Origin of the sequence: Streptomyces sp. NBC_01298, assembly GCF_035978755.1 — a bacterium.
In the GTDB taxonomy this organism is placed as follows: domain Bacteria; phylum Actinomycetota; class Actinomycetes; order Streptomycetales; family Streptomycetaceae; genus Streptomyces.
The window spans coordinates 3625790-3642329 of sequence record NZ_CP108414.1 but is presented as its reverse complement, the minus strand read 5'-3'; the positions used below and the strand labels follow the sequence as shown (position 1 = coordinate 3642329).

Here is a 16540-nt window from a genome sequence, read left to right as displayed (position 1 = left end):
CGCTTTTCATGCCCCGTGCATGGTCTCGGCGGCCGTCCGCGCGGACGATCTTCCCACCAGCCTTCTGTCACCGGGGAGTTCGAGATGCCCAGCCGCCGCCATTTCCTCGCGGGTTCCGCGGCCGCCGCCGCCGGATTCGCGGCGCTCCCGCAGGCCGTCCAGCCGGCGCGTGCGGCCACCGCCGGGACCGGGGCGGGGACCGGGACCGAGGCCGGGGGCCCGCCGAACCTCGTGGTGATCCTGGCCGACGACCTGGGCTACGGCGACCTGGGCGCGTACGGCCAGAAGCTGATCACGACCCCGCGCATCGACCAACTCGCGGCCGAGGGGCTCCGGTTCACCGACGCCTACGCCGCCGCCGTCTGCGCCCCCTCCCGCGCCGCGCTGCTGACCGGCCTGCACACCGGCCACGCCGCCGTCCGGGCCAACCCCTCCAGCGGCGGCCAGGGCAGCCTCGGCGCGGGCGACACCACCTTCGCGGAGGTGCTCCGGGCACGCGGGTACCGTACGGGCCTCTTCGGCAAGTGGGGCTTCGGACCGGAGGCCGGGAACCAGCCGAGCCACCCGTCCGCGCGGGGCTTCGAGGAGTTCTACGGGTACATCGACCACGGGCACGCCCACGAGTACTACCCGGCGTACCTCTGGAACGGCAACGCCAAGGAGACCGTCCCGACGGGCACCTTCGCCCCCGACGCGATCGCCGCGCGCGCCCTCGGCTTCATCGACGCCCACGCCGCCGGCCCCGACCCCTTCCTGCTCTTCCTCACCCCGAACCTCCCGCACGCCCCGAGCGAGATCCCCGACGCGAGCGCCTACGCCTCCCGGTCCTGGACGCAGGCGAACAAGTCGCACGCGGCGCAGATCAGCCTCCTCGACGCGCAGGTCGGCGCGGTCGTCGACCGGCTGAAGGCACGGGGCGTCGCGGAGCGCACGGTCGTCCTGGTGGCCTCCGACAACGGCCCGCACGAGGAGGGCGGGGTGAACCCGGACCTCTTCGACGCCAACGGTCCGCTGCGCGGCTACAAGCGAAACCTGTACGAGGGCGGCGTGCGCGTCCCCCTCGTCGCCTGGTCCCCGGGCCGGATCGCCCCCGGCACCAGCAGCGCCCGTCCCACCCCGCTCTACGACCTCCTGCCCACCCTCGCCGACCTGGCGGGCGGCGCCCCGGCCCCCTCCGACATCGACGGGCTCTCGGCGGCCCCCGTCCTGAACGGCGCCCCGGCGCTCGCTCCGGTCCACGACCACCTGTACTGGTACCGGGACGAGCAGGGCGTCACCAGCCGGGCCAACACCCAGGACGGCGGCCGGGCGAAGCAGGTCGCGGAGGCCATCCGCAAGGACCGCTGGAAGGCCGTACGGTTCGCGCCCGCGCGGGACCGGACCGTACCGGACGCGCAGTGGCAGTTCGAGCTCTACGACCTGACCGCGGACCTCGCCGAGAAGCACGACGTGGCGGCGGCGAACCCGGCGGTGGTGGCCTCCCTCACGGCCCTGCTCCGCTCCTCCTGGGCCGATGTGTACACCCGCCGCCCCTGGGGCCTGACCACGACCGCCTCCCCGTCCGCCGGCACGCTCACCACCACCCTGGCCAACGGCACGGCCCGCGCCTGGGCCGACGCCCGGGTGTCGCTGAGCGTCCCGGCGGGCTGGACCGCGACCCCGGCGGGTCCCGCCGCGGCCGCCTCCCTCGCCCCGGGGCAGTCCCTGACCACGGTGTGGACCCTCACCGCCCCGCAGGGGGCCGCCGCCGTCACCCTCACCGCGTCGGCCGCGGCGGGCGGCTCCGCCTTCACCGCGCAGGCCCCGTACGCCCCGCTGCCCGCGCCGCCCACGCGGGACGCCTACCTCAGCGACCTCCCCTGGGTCTCCGCGTCCAACGGCTGGGGCCCGGTCGAGATCGACCGCTCCAACGGCAAGCAGGCGGCGGGCGACGGCACCCCGATCGCCTTCGGCGGGGTCAGTCACGCGAAGGGCCTCGGCGTGCACGCCCCGTCCGAGATCGTCTACCACCTGGGCGGCCGCGGGAACCGCTTCACGACCCTGGTCGGCATCGACGACTTCTCGAAGAAGCAGTCGGCGGCCGGAGCCACCCGCGCGACGGTGCGCGGCGACGGCCGGATCCTCGCCACGACGGGCGTCCTGACCGGCGCCTCGGGACCGACGGCGCTCGACGTGGACGTACGCGGCGTCCGGCTCCTCACCCTGACGGTCGAGGACGCCAACGCGAACTCCGCCTTCGACCACACCTCGTGGGCTTCGGCCCGGGTGACGGTGGTCTGACGGGCGCCAGGGAACGAAAGGAGCCCCGGACCCCCGCACGCGGCGGGGGTCCGGGGCTCCTGCGCGCTGCCGGTCAGCCCTCGGCGCGGGCCACGCCGATCGGGCAGGAGACACCGGTGCCGCCGATGCCGCAGTAGCCGCCGGGGTTCTTGTCCAGGTACTGCTGGTGGTACGCCTCGGCGGGCCAGAAGGGACGCTCCGACGCCGGAAGGACGGCCGTGGTGATCGTGCCGTGGCCGGAGGCGGTCAGGACGCGCTGGTAGGCCTCGCGGGAGGCTTCGGCGGTGGCCTGGGCGGCGGGGGAGTGGGTGTAGACGGCCGAGCGGTACTGGGTGCCCACGTCGTTGCCCTGGCGGAAGCCCTGGGTGGGGTCGTGGGACTCCCAGAACAGCTTCAGCAGGACCTCGTAGGAGACCAGGGAGGGGTCGAAGACGACCCGGACCACCTCGGTGTGGCCGGTGCCGCCCGAGCAGACCTCTTCGTAGGTCGGGTTCTCGGTGAAGCCGCCCTGGTAGCCGGCCAGGGTGGTCCACACCCCCGGGGTCTGCCAGAACTTGCGCTCGGCGCCCCAGAAACAGCCGAGGCCGAAGTCCGCGACCTCCAGGTGGGCGGGGTAGGGGCCCGCGAGGGGATTGCCGAGCACGGTGTGCGCGGCGGGCAGGCCGAAGAGCGGCTCCGCGCGGCCGGTCAGGGCTTCCTCGCGGGTGGGGAGCTCGGGCGTGCGGCGGTACGAGAACATGGATTCCCTCCTTGTGGTCTACCGATAACGGCATACGGCCGGCCGGGATTCCCGCGGTGCGGCCGGGTCTGCCGGCCGGAACCGGAAGCGGGGCGGAACCGGAATCGGACGCATGGAGCCCCGGCGGCTTTGCCGAGTGCTCCGGACCCTTAGCGGGCGCAATCCGCACGGCGGCCAGGGCGCGACATGGCCTGATCACGTCCGCGCGCGAAAGCAAACCAGCCTGGTGGGATAGCGAAATCCCGCCATAAAAGGGAATGAAAGGCAGGCTCCGGCGGGGGACGGACAGCACATCTTGAGGAAGGAAGGGGGGATTCACATGGATTTCATCGGGATCCGCTTACATGATCAATGTCACTTGACGGTCAACGTCGCGCTTATTTACGTGAACCGGACATACGTCCCTTAAAAAATCTTGACAGGTTTTCGGACAGCAAGCACCGTGCGCGTGACCTTGGTTCACCGACGCGCATTGCGAGGACCTGTGCCCATGAGGCCATCTTCTTCATCACCCGATCCGAGACCGGGGGCCCTCCGGCGTCGGCGGGCATCCGCGGCCGCGCTGCTGCCCCTGGCCGGCGCCGTCGCGCTGGCCCTCGGAGCCGGGCTGATCACGGCCCCGGCCGCCTTCGCCTCGAACGGGCCCGCGGACCACAACCGGCCCGCCTCGACCCCCAAGCCCGAGCCCACCGCCGAGCAGAAGGCCGTGGATTCCGCGCTGGCCCAGGCGAAGAGCATGGGCAAGCGCGTGGTCATCGAGCACCTGACGACCGGCAACTCGCAGACCTTCGCCAACCCGGCCGGCACCCTCACCGTGGACGCGGCCTCCGCTCCGGAGCGGGTGAAGCAGGCGAACGGGTCGTGGAAGGCGATCGACACCACCCTGCGCGCGAACGCCGACGGGACCATATCCCCGGCGGTCGTTCCCTCCCCGCTGAGCATCTCCGGCGGCGGCAGCGGGCCGATGGCGACGATGACCACGGCCGACGGCAAGAAGCTGGCCTTCAAGACGCCCTTCAAGCTCCCCGAACCGGTGCTCGAAGGCAACGACGCGCTCTACAAGAACGTCCTGCCGGACGTCGATCTGCGGCTGACCGCCACCCGGTTGGGCGGCTGGAGCCAGGTCCTGATCGTCCGCACCGCCCAGGCCGCCGCGAACCCGGCGCTGAAGAAGATCCGCCTCGGTGTGGACGCCCCCGGCCTGAAGACCACCGTCGACGCCGCGGGCAACATCAGCTTCGACGACGCCCAGGGCAAGGCCCGATTCACCAGCCCCACCTCCTTCATGTGGGACTCGACGAAGACGGCCCTTCCCGAGGCCGCCGCCCCGCAGGGCGGCGCGAAGAGCGGCAAGTCCGCAGGCGTCAGCGGCGCGGACACCGCCCCGCCGGCGGCGCCAGCCGCCGCCGACCGGGTCATCTCCTCCACCCCCGACGGCCCCGGCGACACCGCCCGCGTCAAGCCCATCGGCGTCAAGGCCGACGCCACCGGCATCGACCTGATCCCCGACACCTCCCTCCTCGGGCAGGGCACCGGCCCCTGGTACATCGACCCGGGCGTCAACCCGTCGGCCGACAGCGGCAACCAGGCCTGGTCGCAGGTGCAGGAGGCGTACCCGGACACGGACGAGTTCAACGGCACCTCCGACGGTCAGAACACGCCCGCCGCCGGCTACTGCGGATACTCCAACTGCCCCCGCAAGGGCCGCACGCGCGCGTACTTCCAGATCGGCATCAACTCGACCATCCACGGTTCCGAGGTCCTCGACGCATGGCTCTACGCCACCGTCGTCTCCTCGTCGAGCCCGAGCACGGCCACGCCGATGGGCCTCTACCACAGCCCCACGGGCATCAGCAGCCCCACGTCCTGGAACCGGCAGCCCTGCGACAGGGCCTCGCGGATGGGCGGTTGCGCCAAGATCGGCGGCGCCACGATCTCGGGCACCGGTCAGATCCAGTACAACGTCACCAGCCAGATGAAGAACGCCGCTTCGGGCCGCTGGTCCACCTTCACCTTCGGCTTGGCGCCGGACGACGAAGGCAACATGTACTACCGCCAGCGGTTCAGCAACACCCCGCACATCGCCACCACGTACGACTTCCAGCCCCACATCGGCAGCCCGCGCACGAGCCCGACCCCCGGCTTCGCCGGCACCGGGACCTACTCCGCGTGCACCACCCCGGGTGCGGCGGCGCCCTGGGACAACCCGGGCTGGATCGGCGCCAACACCAACGTCCACCTGACGTCCGAGACCTGGTCGCCCACCGGCCGCCAGCTCCAGACGACCTTCCACCTCTGGGACGATGACGCCGCCGGGGCCTCCGCGTGGCTCGCGACGGGCTGGAACGGCTCCGCGGGCGACGCCGTCGTCGACGCCGGCGCGCTCATCGATGGCCACCAGTACGGCTGGACCTCGACCACCACGGACGACACGCTGACCAGCGCCGAGACCCCTTGGTGCTTCTTCCGCGTCGACCGGACCCCGCCGTCCGCGGCCGTGACCTCCACCGACTTCCCGCTCTCCGGCACCACCGGAGCCCACCCCAAGCGGGTCGACGAGGAGGGCACCTTCACCCTCGCCGGCGCCGACAACGCTCCGGCCACCGGCACCAACCGCAGCTCGGGCCTGGCCTGCGCCCGGTGGACCATGGACCCGGTGAAGGCGGCTTCCGACTGGAACTGCACCGACGCCGACCCGCAGATCGTCAAGACCTTCACCGACGGCAAGACCACCATCAAGTACACCCCCCGCGCCTGGGGCACGAACTACCTCTACCTGCAGACGCAGGACAACGCGGGCAACATGTCCCAGCCCGTGGTCCACAGCTTCTACGTCCCGTCGAACCCGAACAGCCCCGCGCCGATCTTCGGCGACATCAACGGTGACAAGAAGGCCGACGTCGTCCTCGCCGACGCCGCCGGCAACATCCGCCAGATCAACGGCGGCGGCGACCCTGCCGCCTCGCCGGTGGCCCTCGCCCGCTCCAGCGTGAGCGGCAACGGCTGGAACGGCGTCCAGTTCACCCACCGCGGCAGCCTCGGGCAGAAGAACATCGACGACCTCCTGGTCCACGATCCGGGCAGCGCCTTCCTCTACACCTTCACGAACAGCGGAACGGGACTGGTCGACGGCCAGGCGTCCAACCCGGTGACCAAGCCCAACTCCTGCGCCGCCGCCGACTTCACCCCCATCGACTGCGCCGCCCACCAGTTCAGCACCACCAACTGGACGGGCGTCACCCAGATCGCCGCCTACGGCGGCATCGGCGGTGACAGCAGGGGCGGCGGGAACATCAACCTGCCCCAGACCTCGCTCCTCTTCGTGGAGAACGGCCGCCTCTGGCTGGGCGTACCGGGTGCCACCAACCAGCTCGACTCGACGGCGTACCTGATCTCCGCCAACGACACCAAGTGGGACGGCTACGAGCTGCTCACCCCGGGCCGTGCCAAGGGCACCGACTTCGCGACGCTGTGGGCCCGCAACAAGACCGACGGCGGCACCCTGCACGCCTTCACCCTCACGGGTGGCACTCCCGGCGCGCCGGTCCTGACCGCGGCTCCCAACCCCGCCGCCGGCCTCATCACCGGCAAGATCGACCCCGCCCGGTACCCGAAGGTCGGCTCCGACGGCGACCTCACCGGCGACAAGATCCCCGACCTCTGGGCCGTGGACAAGGAGCAGCAGCTCGTCGCCTTCAACGGTGTGGGCACCGCCCCCAACGGCACGTCGGTCCTCTACCCGACCGTGACCGGCGTCGCCCCCGCCTTCACCCTCCAGGGCAACCTGAACACCCCCGCCCACCAGTGGAAGCTGAACGCGGTGGCGGCCGGCAAGACGCCGAGCGCCGGCGGCAACAAGTTCCCCGCCACCGTCGCGGGCGCGGTCACCTTCCCGACCGCGACCATCGAAGGCCGCAGCACCGCCTACGCGGCGTTCGGCGGCGCCGGGTCCACCATCACGACCTCCGGTACGAACACGGGCGTAGACACCCGCAAGGACTTCACCATCAGCGTCTGGGCCAAGCACGGCTCGACGGCCAACGGGCCCGCGACCAGCATGGTCGTCAGCCAGGACGGCACCCAGAACAGCTCGTTCATGCTCTACGGCGACAAGAACAGCGGCCAGTGGCACTTCGCCATGGCCAACGCGCAGGGCGGAGAGTGGCCCTTCGACTTCACCGGTGTCGCCAACCAGAACGCCCGGTGGACCGCCGACGTCTGGACCCGACTGACCGCCGTCTACGACGCCGGCAGCAGTCTGATGAGCCTCTACGTCAACGGGGTCCTGGCCAGCACCGGCCGGCACGAGGCCTCCACCAGCCCCGCCCCCAGCGGTTCGATCGTCTTCGGCCGGTACAAGCTTGGCGGGGGCGACCGGGACGTCATGAACGGCGGCATCAGCAACTTCGCCGCCTACTCCTACGCGGCGGCCCCGACCGCCCCGGCGACCGCGGGCCGGATCTCGCTCACCGCGGCTCCGGGCTTCTGCGCGGACAACGACTACGCCCGTACCGATGACGGCAACCCGATCCAGATCGCGGCCTGCAACGGCACGGTCGCCCAGGACTTCGAGGTCCGCGGCGACGGTTCGCTGCGGATCCAGGGCAAGTGCGTGAACGCGGTCAACGCGGGAACGGCCAACACCACCCCGCTCGAACTGCGCACCTGCGGCGGTACGCCGACGCCCGCCCAGATCTTCGTGCCCCGCGCCGACGGTTCGGTCTACAACCCGAACTCGGGCCGGTGCATGGACCTGGGCAACTTCGACACCACGCCGGGCCGCCGGCTCTGGCTGTACGACTGCAACGGCACCGACGCCCAGCGCTGGACCATCATGTCCCTGGGCACCGCACCCCTCCCCATCCCCACCCTGGACGCGGCACCCTGATCGACCCCTAGCGACATGACGACGGCCGCCCCTCCCACCTGGGAGGGGCGGCCGTCGCCGTATGAGCGTGCGCCGTCAGTGCGGCAGCGTCGCCGGGGAGCCGCCGTTGGCCTCGTAGCCGGCCACCGCCAGGGCGCGGTAGATCGCGTACGAGGCGGCCGGGTCCGGGTCGGCGGACCAGGGGAGGGCGCCGACGTAGCCGTCCACGTGGCGGATCTGGTCCATCGCCTCCGCCCAGCGTTCGCCGCCGACCAGGAAGAGGATCAGCAGGTGGCGTACGTGCGCCAGCATCGGGTCGTCGGGACGCGCGCTGTGGACCGCGTACAGCGCCCCCTCCACCGCCCGGGTCACGGACGCGCTCTGGTGGAAGCCGCGGATCAGGACGACGTCCGGGACGTGCTCGTAGAGGGCGAAGAGGGGGAGCGCCGCCAGCAGGGAGCCCCGCGGGGCGCGGGCCGCCGCGTGGTGGGTGAAGGCGTCGGCCTTCTCGCGGGAGCCGTGCCACTTCTCGCACCAGTAGTTCAGCGCCGCCAGGTGCGCGCCCATGTGCTGGGGCGCCCGGTCGATGATCTTCGCCCACAGCGCGTCGTACTCGGGCTCGGAGTAGTGCAGCATGCGGGCCACGGACAGCTCGATGATGTACGGCACCGGGTCGCCCGGGGCCAGCAGCGCGGCCTTGTGGCAGGACTCCCGGGCCTCCTCCGCGATGATCCGCACGTCGGCCTCGCTCATGCCCTCCGGCCGCCGCCACATCTGCTGCGCCAGCAGCTCGGCGTGCACCTGCGCACCGGCCGCGTCCTTCGGAGCCTCCAGCCGCCACGCCTTCAGCCACGCGGCCCCGGCCCCGGGCTCCCGGGACAGCTCCAGCGCCGCCGAACCGGCGAAGGCCTGTACGCGCTGCCAGCGCACCTCGCCCTCCCGGGGGGTGCCGGCCAGCAGCTGGGAGGCGGCCTGCCACTGGCCGGTGCGCCGCACGTGGTCGAGGGCGTCCATCAGGTCCTGGTCGGGGCCGGGGACCCGGATGTCGAGCTCCTCCTGGAGGGCGAATCCGTAGTCCGCGGGGTCGGCGGCGTCCGGGCTCCCGGGCGTGACCAGGCGCAGTCCGCCGCGCCTGCGCCGCAGGATCGGTGAGAGGGCGGCGAAGAGCAGACCCATCGCGAGCAGGAACCACAGAATCTCCATGACCCCAGCGAACCAGACCGACCCGTGGATAAGCCAATAGGAGGCAAAGCCGCCCGTCGCGGGGGAGTCCCCACAGGCTCCGGGGCGGGGCCGCGGAGGGGTCGTACGGGGCATAGCATCGGGTTCATGAGCGACGACAGCCACGAGCACCAGAGCTTCGAGACCCGCGCCATCCACGCGGGCAATACGGCGGACCCGCTGACCGGCGCGGTCGTACCCCCGATCTACCAGGTGTCCACGTACAAGCAGGACGGCGTCGGCGGACTGCGCGGCGGCTACGAGTACAGCCGCAGCGGCAACCCGACCCGTACCGCGCTGGAGGAGAACCTCGCGGCGCTGGAGGGCGGCCGTCGCGGCCTCGCCTTCGCGTCCGGGCTCGCCGCCGAGGACTGCCTGCTGCGCACGCTGCTCTCCCCGGGCGACCACGTGGTCATCCCGAACGACGCGTACGGCGGCACCTTCCGCCTCTTCGCGAAGGTCGTCTCCCGCTGGGGCGTCGAGTGGTCGGTCGCCGACACCTCCGACCCGGCGTCGGTGCGCGCGGCGATCACCCCGAAGACCAAGGTCATCTGGGTCGAGACCCCCTCCAACCCGCTGCTCGGCATCACGGACATCGCCGTCGTCGCCGACATCGCGCGGACGGCCGGCGCCAAGCTGGTCGTGGACAACACCTTCGCGTCCCCCTACCTGCAGCAGCCCCTTGCGCTCGGCGCGGACGTGGTCGTGCACTCGCTGACCAAGTACATGGGCGGCCACTCCGACGTCGTCGGCGGCGCGCTCGTCGCCGCCGACGCGGCGCTGGGCGAGGAGCTGGCCTACCACCAGAACGCCATGGGCGCGGTGGCCGGTCCCTTCGACTCGTGGCTGGTGCTGCGCGGCATCAAGACGCTGGCCGTCCGCATGGACCGGCACGCGGAGAACGCCGGCAAGATCGCCGAGATGCTGGTCCGCCACCCCAAGGTCCACACGGTCCTCTACCCGGGCCTGCCCGAGCACCCGGGCCACGAGATCGCCGCCAAGCAGATGCGCAACTTCGGCGGCATGATCTCCTTCCGGGTCACCGGTGGCGAGGAGGAGGCCGTCGCGCTCTGCGACCGGACCAAGATCTTCACCCTGGGCGAGTCCCTCGGCGGCGTCGAGTCCCTCATCGAGCACCCGGGCCGCATGACCCACGCCTCGGTGGCCGGCTCGGCCCTGGAGGTCCCGGGCGACCTGGTCCGCCTGTCGGTCGGCATCGAGAACGCCGACGACCTGCTGGCCGACCTCGCGCAGGCGCTGGGCTAGTCAGCCGTCCGCACGGCACCACAGGTCTCCCCGTTCTACCAGGGCGGGGAGACCTCGCTCGAAGGCGTCGACCACGCACCGGTCAGCGAGGCCCACACCGCGAAGGCCACGACCGCCGCCCACAGCAGGGCCCAGCCCGTCCGCCGCACGGCCCTGCGGCGGCGCAGCAGCCGGTCGCCGCGGGCGGCCGCGCCCGCCGCCAGATCGGGCGGCACCGCCGGGTAGGGCCCCTCCAGCAGCTGTCTGACCTGGGCTTCCCGGGGGTCGGAGCGACTCATGCCGCCTCCTTGTGGTGGGCGTCCGGCGGGGTCCCGGGGGCGGCACCGGGGCCGACTCCGGGGCGGGAGCGCAGCTCCGAGACGGCCCGGTCGCACAGGGCCCGCACCCGGTCGGGCGCCAGCCCCAGCTGCGCGGCCGTGACCTCCTCCGCGACCCCTTCGTAGAGCCGCAGCACCACGACGAGCCGCTCCAGCGGGCTCAGCCGCCCCAGTACCCCGCTGCCCCCGTGGTGGCGGCGGCCGGTGCGGGCGAAGGCGGCGCACAGCTCCTGGCGGGTGTGGTCGTACGGGTCGTCTCCGCGCAGCCTGCGCCAGTTCGCGTACGTACGGGCCAGCGCGCCGCCCAGCAGCCCGCGCGCGGCGGGCGCTTCGGCCGCGGAGCCGGCATCGGCTTCGGCCGCAGGCGTCGCGGGCTCCGCCGTCAGCAGGATCGCGACGCGCAGGAGCCGCCCCGCCGCGCCCGCGACGAAGGCTTCGAACTCCGCGTAGGGGCCCGGCCCGTGGTCCACAGTCCACATAGTGCGGCCGGAGGGACCGCCTCGGAAGGGGTCGGGCGCCAGTCGGGCCCCAGTCGGGCCCGGTCGGGCCTCAGGAGGCGGGGCCGGCCTCGGACCCGGGCTCGGAGCCGGCCGACATCAGCTCGGACAGCGAGACGTTGAAACGGGTCAGCAGACCGGTGAACGCCACGCGCTCCTCCTCGTCCCAGCCGTCCGTCACCCGGGCCATCAGCTCGCGCCGCGAGGAGCGGACCTCCTCCAGCCGCGCCAGCCCGCGCGGGGACAGCGCAAGCACCACGGCCCGGCCGTCCTCGGGGTGCGAGGTCCGCTTGACCAGGCCGCTGTCGACGAGCGGGGCGACCTGGCGGGTCACGGTGGAGGAGTCGATGCCCATGCCGCCGGCGAGCGCCTTCACGCCCATCGGGCCTTCCAGGTCGAGCCGGTTCAGCAGCAGGTACGCGGCCCGGTCCATGGAGTTGCGGGCCTGGCCGACCCCGCCCAGGCGGGTCTGCTCGGCACGCCGGGCGAAGACCGCCACCTGGTGCTGGAGCGCGTCGAGGAGACCGGCTTCGGCGGGCGCGCCGGCCGGTGCGGGCAGGTCGGAACTGGCCGGGGTGGAGGGCATGGCCGTGGGCTCTCTTCGCATGGGGCCGACAAGGATGGGGGACAGAGTACGCGGCCGTGCGACGGCTCGTACTCCTCGTACAAGAACTGATACGGCAGCGATGAAACGGCGACTACGAGCCGTCCCGCATGGCGAGATCTCGCCGCTCCGACCGGCCCCCGCACCGCCCGGCGGCCGCCCGGCTCACCCGTCCCGCCCAGCGCGGCGGAGCACGCGGCGGACCGGCTGCGAGACTGGCCGTATGAACTACCGCGTGCCGCAGCCCGTCCCGCAGGTCATCCTCGACGACGTCCGGGGGGCCCAGAAGATGCTCTCCGGCGTCTCCCGGGTGACCGCGATGGAGGGCAGCCGGTACCTCTCCTCGCTCACCGGCTCCCCGGTCCACCTCAAGTGCGAGAACCTCCAGCGCACCGGCTCCTTCAAGCTGCGCGGCGCGTACGTGCGCATCGCCGGCCTGCGCCCCGAGCAGCGGGCCGCCGGGGTCGTCGCCGCCAGCGCGGGCAACCACGCCCAGGGCGTGGCGCTGGCCTCCTCCCTCCTCGGGGTCCGCTCGACCGTGTTCATGCCGGTCGGGGCGCCCCTGCCGAAGGTGGCCGCGACCCAGGAGTACGGCGCCGAGGTGCGGATGCACGGGGAGGTCGTGGACGAGACGCTGGCCGCGGCCCAGGAGTACGCGGACCGCACGGGCGCGGTGTTCATCCACCCCTTCGACCACCGCGACATCATCGCGGGCCAGGGCACGGTAGGCCTGGAGATCCTGGAGCAGTGCCCCGAGGTGCGCACGATCCTGGTCGGCATCGGCGGCGGCGGGCTCGCCGCCGGGGTGGCGGTCGCGGTGAAGGCGCTGCGCCCCGACGTACGGGTGATCGGGGTCCAGGCGGCGGGCGCGGCCGCGTACCCGCCCTCGCTGAAGGTCGGGCACCCGGTGTCCATCGACAACCCGAACACGATGGCGGACGGCATCAAGGTGGGGCGGCCCGGCGACATCCCCTTCAAAATCATTGGCGAGCTGCTGGACGACGTCCGTACGGTGTCCGAAGACGCGCTCTCCAGCGCGCTGTTGCTCTGCCTGGAACGGGCGAAGATGGTGGTCGAGCCGGCCGGGTGCAGCCCGGTGGCCGCCCTGCTGAGCGAGCCCGAACGGTACGGGGACGGCCCGGTGGTGGCCGTGCTGTCCGGCGGCAACATCGATCCGCTGCTCCTGCAGCGGATCCTGCGCCACGGCATGGCGGCGGCCGGCCGCTACCTGTCGCTGCGGCTGCGGGTGACCGACCGGCCGGGGGCCCTGGCCGGTCTGCTGGGGGAGTTGTCAGTGGTGGATGCGAACGTGTTGGACGTGAGCCACGTGCGGACGGATCCGCGCCTGGGGCTCACGGAGGTGGAGGTGGAGCTGCACCTGGAGACGAAGGGGCCGAAGCACTGCGCGGACGTCGCGCGGGCGCTGCACGGCGCGGGGTACAAGGTCATGAGCTAACGGGCTCGTCCCACCTCCCCTCACCCTTCGGGCGACACTCCCCGAACCGGTGGCGAGACGCGATATGACGCGATATGGTGTCGCCCGTTCGGCCGAGCGAGGTCGGCTCGGCGCCCATAAGATTTGCGTAGGAATGTCACGATTCAGCCGGTTCGATTCGCACTGGGAGTACCCATATGCCAGGCGCCATCTACGCCGAAGGTCTGGTCAAGACCTTCGGCGACGTACGGGCTCTGGACGGCGTTGACCTCGATGTACCCGAAGGCACGGTCCTCGGTCTGCTCGGCCCCAACGGAGCGGGCAAGACCACGACCGTACGCGTCCTGACCACCCTCCTGCAGCCCGACAGCGGCAAGGCGGTGGTGGCCGGGATCGACGTCCTCAAGCACCCCAACGAAGTCCGGCGCGCGATCGGCCTCTCCGGCCAGTTCGCCGCCGTCGACGAATACCTCACCGGCCGGGAAAACCTCCAAATGGTCGGCCAGCTCTACCAGATGGGCGCCAAGGCGGCCAAGGCGCGGGCCGCCGAGCTGCTGGAGCGCTTCAACCTCGGCGACGCCGCCGACCGCACCGCCAAGACGTACTCCGGCGGCATGCGCAGGCGCCTCGACCTCGCCGCGGCCCTCGTGGTCAGCCCGCCCGTGATGTTCATGGACGAGCCCACCACCGGTCTCGACCCGCGCAACCGCCAGCAGTTGTGGGGGATCATCCAGGAACTCGTCGCCGGCGGCACCACCCTGCTGCTCACCACGCAGTACCTGGAGGAGGCCGACCACCTCGCGCACGACATAGCCGTGGTCGACCACGGCCGGGTCATCGCACGCGGCACCTCCGACCAGCTCAAGGCCCGGACGGGCGGCGAGCGCGTCGAGGTCGTCGTGCACGAGCGCGAGCACATGGCCACCGCCCGGGAAGTCCTCGCCGGCTTCGGCAAGGGCGAGACCACCGTCGAGGAGCACACCCGCAAGCTGACCGTCCCGGTCTCCGGCGGCGCCAAACTGCTCGCCGAGGTCATCCGCGAACTCGACGGACGCGGCATCGAGATCGACGACATCGGCCTGCGCCGTCCCACCCTGGACGACGTGTTCATCTCCCTGACCGGCCACGCGGCGGAGCGAGCCGCCGAGGAGGCCGGCGAAGCACCCGCCGACGCGAAAGCCAAGAGTGGCCGCAAGGCCCGTAAGGAGGCGGCGAAGTGACCCTCACCTCCACGACCCCGGAGCTGGCGGCGCCCCGCCCGCGCGGCGGCATCGTCCAGGGGATCAACGACTCCCTGGTCATGGCCAAGCGCAACCTGATCCGGATGTCCCGGATCCCCGAGATGGTCATCTTCGGGCTGATCCAGCCGATCATGTTCGTCGTGCTGTTCAGCTACGTCTTCGGCGGCTCGATGATGATCGGCGGCTCGACCAGCGCGAGCGACTACCGGAACTTCCTGATGGCCGGCATCTTCGCGCAGACCGTCACCTTCGCCACCGCCGGAGCCGGCGCGGGCATCGCCGACGACATGCACAAGGGTCTGATCGACCGCTTCCGGTCGCTGCCGATGGCCCGCGGGGCGGTCCTCACCGGCCGCACCCTGGCCGACCTCGTGCAGACCGCCCTGACCATGGTCGTCCTGGCGATCGTGGCGCTCCTCGTGGGCTGGCGCATCCACGAGGGCGTGCCGAAGGCCCTCGCGGGCTTCCTCCTGCTGCTGCTCTTGGGCTACGCCTTCTCCTGGATCGGGGCCCTGATCGGCCTGTCGGTGCGGACACCCGAGGCGGCCACCTCGGGCGGGCTGATCTGGCTGTTCCCGGTCACCTTCATCTCCAACGCGTTCGTGCCCACCGAGAACATGGCGGGCTGGCTCCAGCCCATCGCGGAGTGGAACCCGTTCAGCGCGACCGTCCAGGCCTGCCGCGAACTCTTCGGCAACCCGGGTGTGTCGCCGTCGGACGCCTGGCCGATGCAGCACCCGGTGTGGGCCTCGCTGATCTGGTCCGTGGTGATCATCTTGGTGTTCCGCACCCTCGCCGTACGCAAGTACCGCTCGGCGACGGCGTAGGCAGAAGGGATCTGCCCCACCCGATCCGCCCCACCCGATCCGCCCCACCCGACACGAAGCCCCGCCGAGCAGCAGCTCGGCGGGGCTTCGTGTTGAAAAGAAAAAGGGGGGTGATCAGCCGGTGAAGGGCTTGACGTCGAGGATCTTGACCGACGCCTGCTTGCCGTTCGGCAGCTCGTACTGGGCGTCCTCGCCGATCTTCTTGCCCAGCACGCCGAGGCCCAGCGGGGACTGCGGGGAGTAGGTCTCGAAGTCCGAGGACGCGTACTCGCGCGAAGCCAGCAGGAACTCCATGGTGTCGCTCTCGTCACCGTCGAAGGCGATCTTGACCAGGGTGCCCGGGGCCACCTCGCCGTCGGAGGCGGGGGCCGTACCGACCTTGGCCTTCTCCAGGAGCTGCGTGAGCTGGCGGATGCGCAGCTCCTGCTTGCCCTGCTCCTCCTTGGCCGCGTGGTAACCGCCGTTCTCACGGAGGTCGCCCTCCTCACGGGCCGCCGCGATCTTGATCGTGATCTCCGACCGTGCGGGACCAGAGAGGTACTCCAGCTCGGCCTTCAGCTGGTCGTACGCCGCCTGGGTCAGCCAGGTGACGCTCTCGCTCGTCTGGGTCACGGGTGCTCCTCGTCGGTACAGGGACTACAAAGCCGCCAGCGGCGGACGAAACCACGAGCCTAACAATTCGGGAAGAAAAGGGGGAGGACGCCAAGTGTGTGAACTGCGTCAGGTCACCCCCGGGTCATGCCCCGGTCCTGCCCGGATCACGCTTCGGGCACGCCCCGGATCAGCCCGCGGAACCGGCCTCGCGGCAGCCGATGATCTCGATCATCGTGGCCCGGCTGGTGGTCTTCAGCGTCACCATCTCGTCCACGCGTCCGCTCTTCTGTGCGAACGTGAAATCGGCGCGGCCGACCTCGCCGTGCCCCTCGTCCTGCGAGCTCAGCGTGCACACCCCGGTGACCGAGGCCTCCTTGCGCACCTCGAGGTGCACCTCGACCGCGGAGTCGGAGACGACCTTGTACTTGATGAGCTCGGCGCTCACGCTCTGCCCGGCCACGTAGTCCCAGCCGATCCAGCCGACCACGCCCAGCAGACCGACCCCGAGCACCGATCCGATGATCTTCAGCTTGCGGTCCGCACGCTCGTCCGCCGACCGGCCGTAGCGGCCCTCGGGCAGCTCCTCGCGCACCGCGCTCATCGATCGTTCCCTTCGAGGTGGGCGAACACCGGGATCCCGGGGTGACCCCCC

The 16540-nt window shown here is 71.8% G+C and carries 13 protein-coding genes; 6 read left to right on the top strand and 7 right to left on the bottom strand.

The genetic code is table 11. The features are described 5' to 3' along the window. The first annotated feature begins 84 nt into the window (after window positions 1-84). Complete coding sequence (locus tag OG730_RS16260; RefSeq protein WP_327304932.1) at window positions 85-2280, top strand: sulfatase family protein; 2196 nt, start codon at window positions 85-87, stop codon at window positions 2278-2280. Window positions 2281-2353: 73 nt separating this feature from the next. On the opposite strand, the gene msrA is transcribed toward OG730_RS16260, so the two are convergent. Continuing rightward, window positions 2354-3019 carry a peptide-methionine (S)-S-oxide reductase MsrA gene (msrA, locus tag OG730_RS16255; RefSeq protein ID WP_327304931.1) on the bottom strand — a complete coding sequence of 222 codons (666 nt, stop codon included), beginning with the start codon at window positions 3017-3019 and terminating at the stop codon, window positions 2354-2356. 490 nt (window positions 3020-3509) lie between these two features. Between msrA and OG730_RS16250 the strand changes: the two genes are divergently transcribed. Continuing rightward, entirely contained in the window at window positions 3510-7907 is a 4398-nt protein-coding gene (locus OG730_RS16250; protein WP_327304930.1) for a ricin-type beta-trefoil lectin domain protein, read from the top strand. A 75-nt stretch (window positions 7908-7982) separates the two neighbouring features. On the opposite strand, the gene OG730_RS16245 is transcribed toward OG730_RS16250, so the two are convergent. Then, window positions 7983-9089, bottom strand: coding sequence for a hypothetical protein (locus OG730_RS16245; RefSeq protein ID WP_327304929.1), 1107 nt, complete (start codon window positions 9087-9089; stop codon window positions 7983-7985). 126 nt (window positions 9090-9215) lie between these two features. On the opposite strand from OG730_RS16245, the gene OG730_RS16240 reads away from it, so the two are divergent. Further along, window positions 9216-10373 (top strand): cystathionine gamma-synthase, encoded by a 1158-nt coding sequence (locus OG730_RS16240; RefSeq protein WP_266905149.1) that lies wholly within the window; start codon window positions 9216-9218, stop codon window positions 10371-10373. A gap of 35 nt (window positions 10374-10408) precedes the next feature. Here OG730_RS16240 and OG730_RS16235 read toward each other — a convergent pair whose 3' ends face one another. From OG730_RS16235 to OG730_RS16225, 3 genes are all read right to left on the bottom strand, one after another. Then, window positions 10409-10651, bottom strand: a complete 243-nt coding sequence (locus OG730_RS16235; RefSeq protein ID WP_327304928.1) for a hypothetical protein — start codon at window positions 10649-10651, stop codon at window positions 10409-10411. Then, window positions 10648-11160, bottom strand: coding sequence for a sigma factor-like helix-turn-helix DNA-binding protein (locus tag OG730_RS16230; protein ID WP_327304927.1), 513 nt, complete (start codon window positions 11158-11160; stop codon window positions 10648-10650). Before OG730_RS16230 ends, OG730_RS16235 begins: the two co-directional genes overlap by 4 nt. Before the next feature lie 79 nt (window positions 11161-11239). Further along, the gene (locus OG730_RS16225) at window positions 11240-11773 is read right to left on the bottom strand and encodes a MarR family winged helix-turn-helix transcriptional regulator (protein WP_327254639.1); all 534 of its coding nucleotides are present in this window, start codon (window positions 11771-11773) and stop codon (window positions 11240-11242) included. Window positions 11774-12014: 241 nt separating this feature from the next. Here OG730_RS16225 and ilvA point away from each other — a divergent pair, with 241 nt between their 5' ends. From ilvA to OG730_RS16210, 3 genes are all read left to right on the top strand, one after another. Continuing rightward, window positions 12015-13247, top strand: coding sequence for a threonine ammonia-lyase (ilvA, locus tag OG730_RS16220; RefSeq protein WP_327304926.1), 1233 nt, complete (start codon window positions 12015-12017; stop codon window positions 13245-13247). Window positions 13248-13423: 176 nt separating this feature from the next. Next, complete coding sequence (locus OG730_RS16215) at window positions 13424-14446, top strand: ATP-binding cassette domain-containing protein (protein ID WP_327304925.1); 1023 nt, start codon at window positions 13424-13426, stop codon at window positions 14444-14446. Next, entirely contained in the window at window positions 14443-15294 is an 852-nt protein-coding gene (locus OG730_RS16210; RefSeq protein WP_327304924.1) for an ABC transporter permease, read from the top strand. The genes OG730_RS16215 and OG730_RS16210 overlap by 4 nt, the downstream gene beginning before the upstream one ends. A 114-nt stretch (window positions 15295-15408) precedes the next feature. Here OG730_RS16210 and greA read toward each other — a convergent pair whose 3' ends face one another. Further along, complete coding sequence (gene greA / locus OG730_RS16205; protein ID WP_327304923.1) at window positions 15409-15906, bottom strand: transcription elongation factor GreA; 498 nt, start codon at window positions 15904-15906, stop codon at window positions 15409-15411. A 169-nt stretch (window positions 15907-16075) separates the two neighbouring features. Then, the gene (locus OG730_RS16200) at window positions 16076-16489 is read right to left on the bottom strand and encodes a DUF4307 domain-containing protein (RefSeq protein ID WP_327304922.1); all 414 of its coding nucleotides are present in this window, start codon (window positions 16487-16489) and stop codon (window positions 16076-16078) included. Window positions 16490-16540: the final 51 nt, after the last annotated feature.

Bases quoted from the DNA above. Each gene is read 5' to 3' on its own strand.
- OG730_RS16260 (WP_327304932.1), top strand. From the start codon at position 85: ATGCCCAGCCGCCGCCATTTCCTCGCGGGTTCCGCGGCCGCCGCCGCC.
- msrA (WP_327304931.1), bottom strand. From the start codon at position 3,019: ATGTTCTCGTACCGCCGCACGCCCGAGCTCCCCACCCGCGAGGAAGCC.
- OG730_RS16250 (WP_327304930.1), top strand. From the start codon at position 3,510: ATGAGGCCATCTTCTTCATCACCCGATCCGAGACCGGGGGCCCTCCGG.
- OG730_RS16245 (WP_327304929.1), bottom strand. From the start codon at position 9,089: ATGGAGATTCTGTGGTTCCTGCTCGCGATGGGTCTGCTCTTCGCCGCC.
- OG730_RS16240 (WP_266905149.1), top strand. From the start codon at position 9,216: ATGAGCGACGACAGCCACGAGCACCAGAGCTTCGAGACCCGCGCCATC.
- OG730_RS16235 (WP_327304928.1), bottom strand. From the start codon at position 10,651: ATGAGTCGCTCCGACCCCCGGGAAGCCCAGGTCAGACAGCTGCTGGAG.
- OG730_RS16225 (WP_327254639.1), bottom strand. From the start codon at position 11,773: ATGCCCTCCACCCCGGCCAGTTCCGACCTGCCCGCACCGGCCGGCGCG.
- ilvA (WP_327304926.1), top strand. From the start codon at position 12,015: ATGAACTACCGCGTGCCGCAGCCCGTCCCGCAGGTCATCCTCGACGAC.
- OG730_RS16215 (WP_327304925.1), top strand. From the start codon at position 13,424: ATGCCAGGCGCCATCTACGCCGAAGGTCTGGTCAAGACCTTCGGCGAC.
- OG730_RS16200 (WP_327304922.1), bottom strand. From the start codon at position 16,489: ATGAGCGCGGTGCGCGAGGAGCTGCCCGAGGGCCGCTACGGCCGGTCG.